9 protein-coding genes are annotated in these 12,816 nt (G+C 75.4%); 7 read left to right on the top strand and 2 right to left on the bottom strand.

Annotation, left to right across the window (positions count from 1 at the left end; translation table 11 throughout):
- Positions 1 to 36 precede the first annotated feature (36 nt).
- The 5 genes from lanKC (at position 37) to ACGF0J_RS05590 (ending at position 8,337) form a co-directional block, all read left to right on the top strand.
- Positions 37 to 2,679, top strand: a complete 2,643-nt coding sequence (lanKC, locus tag ACGF0J_RS05570) for a class III lanthionine synthetase LanKC (protein ID WP_393142276.1) — start codon at positions 37 to 39, stop codon at positions 2,677 to 2,679.
- A gap of 4 nt (positions 2,680 to 2,683) precedes the next feature.
- On the top strand, positions 2,684 to 2,815 hold the full coding sequence (locus ACGF0J_RS05575) for a SapB/AmfS family lanthipeptide (protein WP_393142277.1): 132 nt from the start codon (positions 2,684 to 2,686) through the stop codon (positions 2,813 to 2,815).
- Positions 2,816 to 2,894: 79 nt separating this feature from the next.
- Positions 2,895 to 4,652, top strand: coding sequence for an ABC transporter ATP-binding protein (locus tag ACGF0J_RS05580; RefSeq protein WP_393142278.1), 1,758 nt, complete (start codon positions 2,895 to 2,897; stop codon positions 4,650 to 4,652).
- Complete coding sequence (locus tag ACGF0J_RS05585) at positions 4,649 to 6,358, top strand: ATP-binding cassette domain-containing protein (protein WP_393142279.1); 1,710 nt, start codon at positions 4,649 to 4,651, stop codon at positions 6,356 to 6,358. Before ACGF0J_RS05580 ends, ACGF0J_RS05585 begins: the two co-directional genes overlap by 4 nt.
- Before the next feature lie 20 nt (positions 6,359 to 6,378).
- The gene (locus ACGF0J_RS05590; RefSeq protein ID WP_393142280.1) at positions 6,379 to 8,337 is read left to right on the top strand and encodes a prolyl oligopeptidase family protein; all 1,959 of its coding nucleotides are present in this window, start codon (positions 6,379 to 6,381) and stop codon (positions 8,335 to 8,337) included.
- 16 nt (positions 8,338 to 8,353) lie between these two features.
- Here ACGF0J_RS05590 and ACGF0J_RS05595 read toward each other — a convergent pair whose 3' ends face one another.
- Positions 8,354 to 8,959 carry a DNA-binding response regulator gene (locus ACGF0J_RS05595; protein ID WP_393142281.1) on the bottom strand — a complete coding sequence of 202 codons (606 nt, stop codon included), beginning with the start codon at positions 8,957 to 8,959 and terminating at the stop codon, positions 8,354 to 8,356.
- 210 nt (positions 8,960 to 9,169) lie between these two features.
- The gene (locus tag ACGF0J_RS05600; RefSeq protein ID WP_393142282.1) at positions 9,170 to 10,201 is read right to left on the bottom strand and encodes a zinc-dependent alcohol dehydrogenase family protein; all 1,032 of its coding nucleotides are present in this window, start codon (positions 10,199 to 10,201) and stop codon (positions 9,170 to 9,172) included.
- A gap of 102 nt (positions 10,202 to 10,303) precedes the next feature.
- Between ACGF0J_RS05600 and ACGF0J_RS05605 the strand changes: the two genes are divergently transcribed.
- Positions 10,304 to 11,701, top strand: coding sequence for a glutamate--cysteine ligase (locus tag ACGF0J_RS05605; protein ID WP_393142283.1), 1,398 nt, complete (start codon positions 10,304 to 10,306; stop codon positions 11,699 to 11,701).
- Between the two features lie 40 nt (positions 11,702 to 11,741).
- Positions 11,742 to 12,809 (top strand): hypothetical protein, encoded by a 1,068-nt coding sequence (locus ACGF0J_RS05610; RefSeq protein WP_393142284.1) that lies wholly within the window; start codon positions 11,742 to 11,744, stop codon positions 12,807 to 12,809.
- Positions 12,810 to 12,816: the final 7 nt, after the last annotated feature.

Below are 12,816 nucleotides of genomic sequence, written 5' to 3' on the forward strand. Positions count from 1 at the left end.
GAGAACCTTATGGAGGTCGCACCGGGAAGGAGCGGAATGGACCAGTACGAGCTGTACTGCCTGGCGGATCGTCTTTTCTACGACACCCTTGAGCACACCGCTGCCGAGGACGCCGAATTCTCCCTTCTGCGCCGCCCGCTGCCCCCGGGATGGTCCCACGAGGTGACCGACACCTGGTGCTACTACGCGGCGGCCGGGCAGCCGCCGCTGCCGCGGCAGGGCTGGAAAATCCACGTCTCGGCCCGCCTCGACGACGCCGAGAAAGCGATCGAGGCCGTCTGGGAGTATTGCCTGCCCCGCGGAATCGCCTTCAAATTCCTGCGTGGCCCGGCGGTCCTCGTCATGGTGAACTCCAAGGCCGCATCGCGGGCGTCCAGCGGCAAACTCGTCACCATCTACCCGCGCGACGAGGCGCAACTCGAGCTGGTGCTCAAAGAGCTGGACGAGTCCCTGCGCGGCGTCCGCGGCCCGTACATCCTCAGCGACCTGCGCTACGGCGACGGCCCCCTCTACGTCAGGTACGGCGGGTTCGCCGAACGGCACTGCCTCACCGAGGCCGGCGAGCGCGTGCTCGCCATGGCGGACGGGGAGGGGCGGCTGGTGCCGGACGTGCGCGGCGCCACCTTCTCGGTGCCGTCGTGGACCACGCTGCCCGCCTTCCTGGAGCCTCACCTGGCCGCCCGCAACGCGGTCACCACCAGCGGCCTGCCGTACGACATCGAGCGGGTCCTGCACTTCTCCAACGGCGGCGGCGTCTACCTGGCCACCAGCCGCGACACGGGGCGGCGCGTGGTGCTCAAGGAGGCCCGCCCGCACGCCGGCCTGGACGCGGCGGGACGCGACGCGGTCACCCGGCTGGCCCACGAACGCGACATCCTGGAGCGCCTGGCCGGCCTGGACGTGGTGCCCGAACTGCTCGGCGGTTTCACGCTGGGCGAGCACCACTTCCTCGTGCAGGAGTTCGTCGACGGCGTCCCGCTGCAGCGCCGCCTCGTGCACCGCTACCCGCTCACCCGGGCCACCTGCACCGCGCAGGACGTGGCCGACTACACGCGCTGGGCCCTGGACACGCTCGACCGGGTCGAGCGGGCCGTGGCGGAGCTGCACGGGCGCGGCGTCGTCTTCGGCGACCTGCACCCGGACAACGTCCTGCTGACCGACGACGGGCGCGTGGTGCTCATCGACTACGAGGTCGCCACCCTCGACGGCGACGGCACGCGCGCCGCGCTCGCCCACCCGGCGTTCGTCGCGCCGCCCGACCGGCAGGGGCGGGACGTCGACCGGTACGCGCTGGCGTGCCTGCGGCTCGGGCTGTTCGCCCCGCAGTGCACCATCATGCTGCCGCTGCACGACGGCAAGGCCGCCCAGCTCGGCGAGCTGGTCGCCGACGCCTTCCCGGGCACGGCCGGCATGGCGCTCGCCGCCACGGACGTCATCACGCGGGCGGACGCCGGCACGCGGGCGAGCGGGGACGGGCAGGACGGGAAAGGGCAGGGCGGGCACGCGCGGAACGGGGACGGGCAGGTGCCGATGCCCGGCTCGGCGCCCTGGCCGCGGGTGCGCGAGGCGATGCGCCGCGCCATCACGGCCGCCGCGACCCCCGGCCGCGACGATCGGCTCTTCCCCGGCGACCCGGCCCAGTTCCGCCCCGGAGGCGGGCTGAACCTCGCCCACGGCGCGGCGGGCGTCCTGTACGCGCTGGACGTCACCGGGGCGGGCCGCTTCCCCGAGTACGAGGACTGGCTGCGCGCCCGCGCGCCGCGCCCCCTTCAGGGTTCCGGGCTGGGCCTGTACGACGGCCTGCACGGCATCGCCCACGTCCTGGACCGGCTCGGCCACCGCCAGGACGCCCTCGACCTGGCCGCCATCTGCCTGCGGGAGAAGTGGGAGGGCCTGGAGTCGGCGCTCTACTCCGGCCTGTCCGGCATCGGCCTCAACCTGCTGCGCCTCGGCCTGCGTCACGGCGAGAGCGAGCTGACCGAGGCCGCCCTGCGGGCCGCCGACATCTGCGCCGAACGGCTCGGCGGCCCCGGCGACGTTCCCGAGACCAGCGGCGGAGCCCACCCGCGGGCCGGGCTCATGCACGGTTCCAGCGGCCCGGCGCTGCTGTTCCTGCACGCCTACGAGCACACCGGCGACCGGGCGCTGCTCGACCTGGCCGCGACGGCGATCCGGCAGGACCTGCGCAGGTGCCGTACGGTCCAGGACGGCTCGCTCCAGGTGAACCAGGGCTGGCGGGTGCTGCCCTACCTGGACGAGGGCTCGGCCGGCATCGCGCTCGTCCTCGCCCGTTACCTCGCCCACCGCGACGACCCCGGCCTCGCCGCGGACCTGGACCGGCTGCGGCTGGTGGCCCGCGCGGGCTTCTTCGTCCAGCCGGGCCTGTTCACCGGCCGCGCCGGCATCATCGCCGCGCTCGGCGGCCTCGGCGAGCCGGACGGCCCCGGCTCCGTGGTGGACGCCCAGGTCAAGGGGCTGCGCTGGCACGCCCTGCCGTACGGCGGCGGCCTGGCGTTCCCGGGCGACCAGCTTCTGCGGCTGTCCATGGATCTCGCGACAGGCACGGCAGGCGTCCTGTTCGCGCTCGGCACGGTGCTCGGCGAGCACCGTGCAAGCCTGCCTTTCCTGGAGGCCGCGGGTCCGCGGCCCAGTGTCCCCGAGCCGCGGAAGGAGGTGTAACAACATGGTTCTTCTCGACCTGCAGGGCCTTGAGACCCCGTCGAACAGTGACGTCGCCAGCGGCGGCAGCACGCTCACGGTGCTCTCCTGCCACTCCGGCAAGCCGAGCAACCTCAGTGTCGCCGTCTGCCACTGACGCACGGCCTGATCCCCGCGCCGCCGCGAGCGGCGCGGGGATCACCATCGGGACCGGGACCACGGACGAGGAGGGGCGGGTGCGCGCCGGAGACCGGCTGGTCATGGAGACCGTACGGCGTGGCGGGCGATGGCCCGTGCTCCTCGCGGTCACGGCGGTCGCCGGTGCGGCGGCGGAGCTGGCGCTGCCGTACGTGGCGGGCCGGACCGTGGACGCCTTCACCCGTCCGGAGGACGGATCGCGGCCGGCGCTGTGGCTGCTCTGGTGCGTGGTGATCGTCGCCTGCGTCATGCTCTGCGAGAGCGTCGGCGTGTGGGCGCGCGGTGCGAGCGCCGCCCACGCCGCCGCCGGGCTGCGCCGGAACCTGCTGCGGCACGTCCTCGGCGCCGGCCCGGCCGTGACGCGCCGCTTCCCCGAGGGCGAGCTCGTCACCCGGGCCGGCCTGAACACCGAGGAGGCCGGCCGCGCCCCCGAGTCGGTGACCGGGGCGCTGGCGCTGCTGGTGCCCACAGCGGGCGCGCTGGTGGCGCTCACGCTCATCGACCCCCTTCTGACGCTGACGCTGGCCGCCGGGATCGTCCTGGTCCTGTTCGTGCTGCGCGCCTTCCTGCGCGCCACCACCACGATCAGCGGCGGCTACCAGGAGGCGCAGGGCGAGATCGCGGTCCGCCTGGTCGGCGCGCTCGGCGGCGCCCGGACCATCGCCGCCGCGGGCACGGCCGACCTGGAGACGCGCCGCGTCCTCGCGCCGCTGGACCGGCTGCGCGCCCACGGCATGGACCTGTGGCGGGCCAACGCCTCCGGCGGGGTGCGGGTGGGGCTCGCCGTTCCGCTGGCGGAGGTGGCGGTGCTGGCCGTCGGCGGGTTCGCCCTGGCCGCGGGAGAGCTGACGGTGGGCGAACTGTACGCGGCCGCCAGGTACGCGGTGCTGGGCTCGGCGCTCGGCTCCGCCCTCGGCCTCATCGGCGGGCTGGCCAGGGCGCGCTCGGCGGGGGAGCGGGTCGCCGGGCTGCTTGAGGTGCCGGTCACGCGGTACGGGACGCGGGCGCTGCCGCCCGGTCCGGGCACCGTGGAGTTCCGCGGCGTGGTGGCCGACGGGCTGGCCGTGCCGTCGCTGGTGATCCCGGGCGGATCCGTGACGGCGGTGGTGGGGCGGTCGGGCTCCGGCAAGTCGCTGCTGGCCGCGCTCGCGGCCCGGCTGGCCGACCCGGTGGAGGGGACAGTCCTGCTCGACGGGGTGCCGCTGCGCGAGCTGGAGCGGGCCGAGCTGCGGCGGGCCGTCGGCTGCGCCTTCGACCGCCCGGTTCTCGTGGGCGACACGATCGCCGACGCCGTCGCGCTCGGCCGCCGCCGCCCTGCTTCGCCCCCGCCCCCGCCTCCAGACCCGCCCGGTGCCGCCGTGGACGCCCCTCCGGTGGACGCCGCCGTCGTGGGCGCGGCCAGGGCGGCCCGCGCGGACGACTTCGTGCGCAGGCTGCCCCGGGGGTACGCCACCCGGTTGGCGGACGCGCCGCTGTCCGGCGGCGAACGGCAGCGGCTCGGCCTGGCCCGCGCCTTCGCGCAGGGGGAACGCCTGCTCGTCCTCGACGACGCCACCTCCAGCCTGGACACGGTGACCGAGCACCAGGTCGGGCACGCCCTCGCCACGGGGCACGCCGGCCGCACCCGCCTGGTGGTGGCGCACCGGCCCGCCACGGCGGCCCGCGCCGACCAGGTCGTGTGGCTGCACGACGGTGCCGTACGGGCCCGCGGCACGCACCGTGACCTGTGGCGGGACCCCGGCTACCGCGCGGTCTTCCACGAGGCTGACGACGGGCGCGAGGGGGATCTCACGTGAACAGGGCGCGGTGGCGGCTGCCGTACGGGGCGCTGCGGCGCGAGCCGGGCCGGCTCGTCCGCCTGTGCCTGTGGTCGGTGCTGGAGGCCGGGCCCGCGTTCCTCATCGGGCACGCCGTCGCGGGCGCCATCGAGGACGGTTTCGCGGCGGGCCGCCCGGCGACCGGCCTGGCGTGGCTCGCCGGGCTGGGCGCGGCCTGGGTCGTCGCCGCGTTCGCCGCCCGGCAGGTCGTGCTCACGGTGGCCGCCGTCGCCGAGCCGTTCCGCGACGACCTGCTCGCCGAGGTGGTCGCCGGCGCGATCGGCCGGGCGACGGCGCCCGGGCCGGGCGGGGAGCCGCCCGGCGGCTCGGCGGTCACCCGGGCCGGGCTGCAGGTCGAGCTGGCCAGGGACGCCTTCGCGGCCGTCGTCACCACGGTGCGTGGGTTCGCCTTCACCGCGGCCAGCGTGGTCGTCGGCCTGGTGACGCTGGCGCCGGGCGCGGCGCTGCTCGTGCTGCCGCCGTTCGTGGCGGGGCTGGTGCTGTTCCTGGTGTCGCTGCCGCTGCTCGCCCGGCGGCAGCGCGACTTCCTGGTGGCCGACGAGCGGCTCGCCGACTCCATGACCGCCCTCGCAGGGGGGCTGCGCGACATCACGGCGTGCGGCGCGGAGGACCGCGCGGAACGCGAGACGGCCGCCCGCGTGGCGGAGCAGTTGGCCGCCGCCCGCGCGCTGGCCCGGGTCACCGCTCTGCGGACGGCGGCGCTCGCGGTGGGCGGCTGGCTGCCCGTCCTGCTCGTCCTGGCCGGTACGCCGTGGCTGCTCGACGGCGGCGCGGGTCCGGGGGTGGTGGTCGGTGCGCTGGCGTACGTGACGCAGTCGCTGGCGCCCGCTCTCGGCGGCCTGGTGCAGGGGCTCGGGGTGAGCGGCGTCCGGCTGGCGGCGGTCCTCGACCGGATCGGCTCGGCCGCGCCGTCCCTGCCGGAGGCGGGGGTGACCGGCGCGACGCGGCTCCGGCCGGCGGACGGCGAGGTGCTGCTGCGCGGGGTCACGTTCGCGTACGGCCCGCACTCGGCGCCGGTCGTCGAGGGACTGGACCTGCGCGTGCCCGAAGGCGGGTGGCTGGCCGTGGTGGGTCCCAGCGGCGCGGGGAAGTCCACGCTGGTCGGCCTGATGAGCGGCCTCGTCCGCCCGGACGCCGGGCGGGTGCTGGTCGGCGGCGTCCCCGCGGACCGGGTGGAGCCCGCCGCCCGGGTGCTGATCCCCCAGGAGGCGTACGTCTTCCGCGGCACCCTGCGCGCCAACCTCACCTACCTCGCCGGCGCCGGGGCGGCCGTGGAGGAGGCCGTCGCGGCGCTCGGCGCCCACGAGCTGGTCGAGGCGGCGGGCGGATACGACGAGCCGCTCGACCCGGCCGCGCTCTCCGCCGGGCAGCGCCAGCTCGTCGCCCTGGTCCGCGCCTACCTGGCGCCCGCCCGGCTGGTCATCCTCGACGAGGCCACCTGCCACCTGGACCCGGCCGCCGAGGCGCGGGTGGAGCACGCCTTCGCCCGCAGGGGCGGGACGCTCGTCGTGGTCGCCCACCGCATCACCTCCGCCCGTCGCGCCGGCCGCGTCCTGCTCGTCGAGGCGGGCCGCGTCCAGACCGGAACGCACGACGAGCTGGTCCGCACCGCACCCCTGTACGCCGACCTGGTCGGCCACTGGCAACCGGAGCCCGTTTCATGACATATCCGTACGCAGCCCGCATGCCGATCACCGAGAACCTGCACGGCCACCTGGTCCGCGACCCGTACCGCTGGCTGGAACACCCGGCCGACCCGGCCACCCGGGCCTGGCAGGCCCAGCAGGACCGGCTCTGGCACGACCACGCGGCAGCGCTGCCCCTGCGCGGGCACTTCGCCGCCCGCCTGGCGCGGCTCGGCGCGGCCGGCCTGGTCACCCCGCCCGTGTGGCGCGGAACGCACCGCTTCGACCTTTCGCAGTCCGCCGGCCAGGAGCACCCCGTCCTCCGCCTGGACGGCGAGGTGATCCTCGACCCGGCGCGGCTCGACCCGTCCGGCCTCACCACGCTGGACGACTGGCAGCCCGACCTGGAGGGGCGCCTGCTGGCCTACCAGGTGTCCCGGCGCGGGGACGAGCGGGCCGACCTGTACGTCATGGACCTCGCCACCCGGCGGGTGGTGGACGGCCCGGTGGGCGGCTGCCGGTACTCGCCGGTCGCCTGGCTGCCCGGCGGGCGCGCGTTCCTCTACGTGCGCTTCCGCCAGGGCGTCTACCTGCACCGGCTGGGCGGACCGGCCGACGTCCAGGTGTTCACCCGGGGAGCGGTGCCGTACGGGCTGCAGATCAGCGCCGACGGACGCTGGCTGACGCTCTCGGCGGGCACCGGCGGCGGGAACGACCTCTGGCTCGCCGACCTGTCACGTGACGAGCCGGACCGGCTCGACCCGCGGCCCGTGCAGGAGGGCGCGCGGGCCAGGACCGCCGCGGCGGTCGGCCACGACGGGCGGCTCTACGTGCTCACCGACCTGGACGCGCCGCGACGCAGACTGTGCGTCGCGGACCCGGCCGCCCCAGCGGCCTGGAAGGAGCTGGTCCCCGAGGACCCCGCGGCGGTGCTCGGGGCGTTCACCCTGCTCGACGGCGACCGGCTGCTCGTGTGCCGGACCCGGCACGCCGTCGGCGAGATCGGGGTGCACGACGCCGTCACCGGCCGGCCGCTCGGCGGCGTGCCGCTGCCCGGCAACGGGACCATCACGTCGCTCACCTCGCGGCCGGGCGGCGGGCCGGACGCCTGGTTCGGCTACACCGACGCCGTGACCCCCGCCGAGGTGTGGCGCTACGACGTCCGCGAGGGGATCGCCACCCGCTGGGCGGCGGCTCCCGGCCGGCCGGCCGCGACGGAGGTGGAGAGCCGGCACGTCGAGTACCGCTCCGCCGACGGCACGCTCGTCCGCATGGTCGTCTCCGCGCTGCCGGACCGCGACGGGCCCCGCCCGGCCATCCTCACCGGGTACGGCGGGTTCGGCCGGCCGCTCACCCCCGCCTACGCCGCCGACTCCCGCGCCTGGGTGGAGGCCGGCGGCGTGCTGGCCGTGGCCAACCTGCGCGGCGGCGGCGAGGAGGGCGAGGAATGGCACCGCGACGGCATGCTGGACCGCAAGCAGAACGTCTTCGACGACTTCGTCGCCGCCGCCGAACGGCTCGTCGCGGACGGCTGGACGACGCCCGCGCGGCTTGCCGCCTGGGGCGAGTCGAACGGCGGCCTGCTCGTCGGCGCCGCGCTCACCCGGCGGCCCGACCTGTTCGCCGCGGTCGTGTGCTCGGCGGGCATCCTCGACATGGTCCGCTACGAGCGGTCCGGTCTCGGCCACTCCTGGACCTCCGAGTACGGCTCGGCCGACGACCCGGAACAGTTTCCCTGGCTGCTGGCCTACTCGCCCTACCACCACGTCCGCCACGGCACCGCCTACCCGGCGACGCTGTTCACCGTGTCGGGAGGCGACTCCCGGGTGGACCCGCTGCACGCCCGCAAGATGTGCGCGGCCCTGCAGTGGGCCACGGTCGGTGAAGGGCCGGTGCTGCTGCGCCACGAACCCGACGTGGGCCACGGGGCCCGCGCGGCCAGCCGCTCGGTCGCCCTGGCCGCCGACGTCCTCGCCTTCGCCGCCTTCCACACCGGTCTGACCGTTCCCGAGGGGTGACCGGACCGCCGTGCCGTCAGATCCAGCCGGACTCGCGGGCGATGCGGATGGCGTCGATCCGGCTGCGGGCGCCCAGCTTGGCCGTGGAGCGGCACAGGTAGTTGCGGACCGTTCCCTCCGACAGGAACAGGGAGGCGGCGATCTCCGACACCGGCGCGCCCCCGGCCGCCGCGCCGATCACGTCCAGTTCACGGGCGGTCAGCGGCGGATCCTCGGGCCGCATCGCGGCGATCGCCAGCTCGGAGTCGATCACTCGTTCGCCGCGGGCCACCCTGCGGATGGCGTCGGCGAGCTGGTGCGGCGGCGCGTCCTTGGCCATGAACCCGCGCACGTGCACGTCCAGCGCGCGCCGCAGCAGGCCGGGGGTGCCGACGCCGGTGAGGATGAGGACACCGCAGCCGGGGTGCCGTTCGTGCAGCTCGCCGGCCGCCTCCAGGCCGTCCTTGCCGGGCAGCGCCACGTCGAGCACCGCGACGTCCGCCTGGGACGCGGCGACGGCGGCGGCGACGCGGTCGCCCCTGTCGACCTCCGCGACGATCTCGATGTCCTCCTCGTAGGCGAGCAGGGCGACGATCGCCCCGCGTACGAGATGCATGTCCTCAGCGAGCAACGTTCGGATCACGGGTGTCCTTGCGGTCGGCCGGCACATCCTTGGTGGTCCCTGAGGGCGCTCACGACACCCGAGGCGCGGGGGGTGAGGACGCCAACACCGCGAGTATCTGCCCCGCTACCCGTCAAGCATGCAAGTGCGCCGGAAAAACGGCGACATCGACGGACCCCGCAGAGGGTCGCCGGTGACCGGCACGCGCCGCCCGGCGCCCCCGGGCGCAGGTCAGACGTGCGGGCTGATCAGGGTGACGCCGGGGACGGACCCGATCGAGGCCAGCGCCTTGCCCGCGTCGCCCAGCCCGATCGTGCGGGTGACGAGCTGCTCGGGGTGCAGGATGCCGGCCCGGATCATCTCCATCATCGGCGGGTAGGCGTGGGCCGCCATGCCGTGGCTGCCCAGCAGCCGCAGCTCGTGCCCGATCACCCGGCCCATCGGCACCGGCGTCGCCCCGCCGGGCAGCAGCCCCACCTGCACGTGGCGGCCCCCGCGGCGCAGGCTCTCGACGGACGCGGCGCACGTCTGCGCGCTGCCCAGCGCGTCGAGCGACACGTGGGCGCCGCCCCTGGTCAGCTCCCGCACCTGGGCCGCCGCGTCGCCCGCCGACCCGTCGACGAAGTGCGTGGCTCCCATCCGCTCGGCCAGGTGCAGGGCCTCGGCGGTGACGTCCACCGCCACCACCCGCGCCCCCGCCGCCGAGGCGATCATGACGGCCGACAGGCCCACCCCGCCGCAGCCGTGCACCGCCACCCACTCGCCCGGCCGTACCTCGCCCACCTGCGCCACCGCCCGGAACGCCGTCGCGAAGCGGCAGCCCAGCGAGGCCGCGGTGGCGTATGTCATGTCCTCGGGGACGGCGACCAGGTTGACGTCGGCGTGGTCCACGGCCACGAACTCGGCGAACGACCCCCAGTGGGAGAAACCCGGTTGGGTCTGCCGTTCGCACACCTGCTGCTCGCCCGCGGCGCAGGACGCGCAGGTGCCGCAGGCGCACACGAAGGGGACGGTCACCCGCGCGCCCGGCAGCCAGCCGCGCACGTCGGAGCCGACCGCCTCCACCACCCCGGCGAACTCGTGGCCGGGCACGTGCGGCAGGGACCGGATGTCGGGGTCGTGGCCCTGCCAGCCGTGCCAGTCGCTGCGGCACAGCCCGGTCGCCTCGACTCTGATCACCGCCCCGTGGGGCGCGGGCGACGGGTCGGGCAGCTCGCGCAGGTCGAGCTCTCCACCGAACAGGTCAAAGGCAACGGCTCGCATCTCACGAGCTTAGAGTCAGCTCCCGCGGCTCGCGCAAGGCCCGCCGACCGGCATGCCCGCTGGTGAGGTGTGGAGGCCGTTCGTCCGGACAGTATGGGGGGCATGGGACAAGATCTGGACAAGGAGCGGTTCTCCGAGGCGGAGTACACCCGCTTCGGAGAACGGCTCCGCGAGCAGCTTGGCGAGCTGCGCGCGCTGCTGGCCGAGCCCGGGTTCGGCCGGGGGCCGGTGACGATCGGCGCGGAGCTGGAGCTGGTGCTCGTCGACGCGGCGGGCCGGCCGCTGCCGCGCAACGCGGAGGTGCGCGAGGCGCTCGGCGACCCCCGCGTGGTGCTGGAGCTCGGCCGCTACAACCTGGAGGTCAACCTGACCCCGGTGCCGTTGGCCGGCCGGCCGTTCCAGATTCTCGGGGCGGAGGTCCAGGAGGCGCTGACCAGGGTGGACGCGGCGGTGCCGGGCGGCGGGGCGGTGCCCATCGGCATCCTGCCCTCCCTCGCCACCGGCGACTTCACCAAGGAGGCCATCAGCGACCAGAACCGCTACCGGGCCATGGGCCGGGGCTTCCGGCGGCTGCGCCTCGAACCGTTCCTCGTCAAGATCGAGGATCTGGAGCTGTCCGTCGAGGACGTGATCCTGGAGGCGGCCAACACCTCCTGGCAGGTGCACCTGCGCACCCCGCCCGAGCGGTTCGCCCGGCTGTTCAACGCCGCGCAGCTCGCCACCGGGCCGGTGCTGGCCGCCTGCGGAAACTCGCCGTTCTTCCTCGGCCGGCGGCTGTGGGAGGAGACGCGGATCGCCCTCATGGAGGAGGCGGCCGACGATCGCGACGTCGAGCGCCGTTACCGCAAGGACGGGCGGGTCACGTTCGGGTCCGACTGGGTGCGGGAGGGCGCGTACGAGCTGTTCGAGAGGTACGTGCGCGACTACGATCCGATCCTGCCCGACCTGCGGGACAGCGACGACCCGCGTGACGTGCCGGAGCTGCGGCTGCACCAGGGCACCGTGTGGCAGTGGAACCGGCCCGTCTACGACCCGGCCGACGGCGGCCACCTGCGGGTCGAGATGCGCGCCCTGCCCGCCGGGCCGACCTGCGCGGACATGACGGCCAACGCGGCGTTCCTGCTCGGGCTGACGCTGGCGCAGGCCGAACGCGACCTGACCGGCTACCGCTTCGGCGAGACGTACCAGAACTTCTACCGGGCGGCCATGCACGGCCTGGACGCCAAGCTGTCGTGGCCCGGCGTCGACGGGGAGCTCCAGGCGGCCGACCTGGTGCTCCGGCTGCTGCCCGAGGCGCGGGCCGCGCTGCTGGAGGCCGGAGTGGTGCCCGACGACGTGGACGCCGCCCTGGACATCATCAGGGAGCGGACGCGGCTGCGCCGCACCGGTGCGGTGTGGCAGCGCGAGGCCATGGCCCGCTTCGGCGGCGACGCCGAGCGGCTCGTCCGCGAGTATCACGAGCACTCACTTTCCGGACTTCCTGTGCATATATGGCCGTAGGCGCAACAACCGCCCCTCGCAGACCGTCAGAATCTCCACCATGACGGAAAGCGAGGGCGAGATGGAAGCGACGGGCCTGGCCCCGGCGGACAAGGCCGCCTACGCGCTGGCGCGGGCGACCGGCACCCTGCCCGACGGGGCCGCCAGGCTCGCCGCCGAGATCGGCGCCGTCGGCGTGGCGACCGTGCTGGCCCGGGGCAACCGGACCGCCGTGCGCAGAGGGGCGACGGCGGCACTGGGCGCCATGCGGCCCCGCCCGGCCGACTGGTACGCCTTCGACGTCAAGGACCAGGACACCCCCGACTGGTACCCGCAGGGTCTGACCGGCGACGACGACTCCGGCTCGGCGGGCGTGCCGGTGTTCGTGGTGAGCTGGTACTTCAAGCCGGAGCCGCCCGTGACCCAGCGCGGCGTCCGGGTCACGTTCCTGAGCCCCCGGACGCTGAAGTACCAGCACGCGCTGCTCGTCGAGGCCAGACCGGACGGGTCGTACCGGCCGATCGACATCCACGCCGGCGGCATCGCCTGGTACGGCGACCTGCTGTACGTGGCCGACACCTTCCACGGGCTGCGCGTCTTCGACACCCGCCACATCCTCGACCTGCGCACGGCGCAGAAGGACCTCGGCGACCCGGCCCGGATCGGCCGGCACGGCGGACGGCTGCACGCCTTCGGCTACCGCTACGTCATCCCGCAGACCGACGCCTGGCGGCTCCTCCAGCAGGGGCCGCGCTTCTCCTTCGCCGCGATCGACCGCAGCACCGCCCCGCACGCCCTCGTCTGCGGCGAGTACGCCGACGTGCGCCGCGACCGCCTGGTGGCACGGTGGGACCTGGCCGAGGACGGCGTCCTGGCCGACGGCGCCCCGCGCGACGCCCACGTCCTCGGCCACCCCAAGATCCAGGGCGCGCTGTCGCGGGGCGGCACCTGGTATCTGAGCCAGGCCGCCGACAGTCGCACCAACGGCAGGCTCGTCGTCCAGGGCGACGGCGACCCGGTCATCCGTCCCTTCCCGATCGGCCCCGAGGACCTGACCGTCCAGGACGGCCGCCTGTGGAGCGTCACCGAGTTCAGGAACAAGCGGGTGGTCTTCGGCGTCGCCCTGTGACGGGCGC

Origin of the sequence: Nonomuraea sp. NPDC047897 (genome assembly GCF_043204415.1) — a bacterium.
GTDB lineage: Bacteria > Actinomycetota > Actinomycetes > Streptosporangiales > Streptosporangiaceae > Nonomuraea.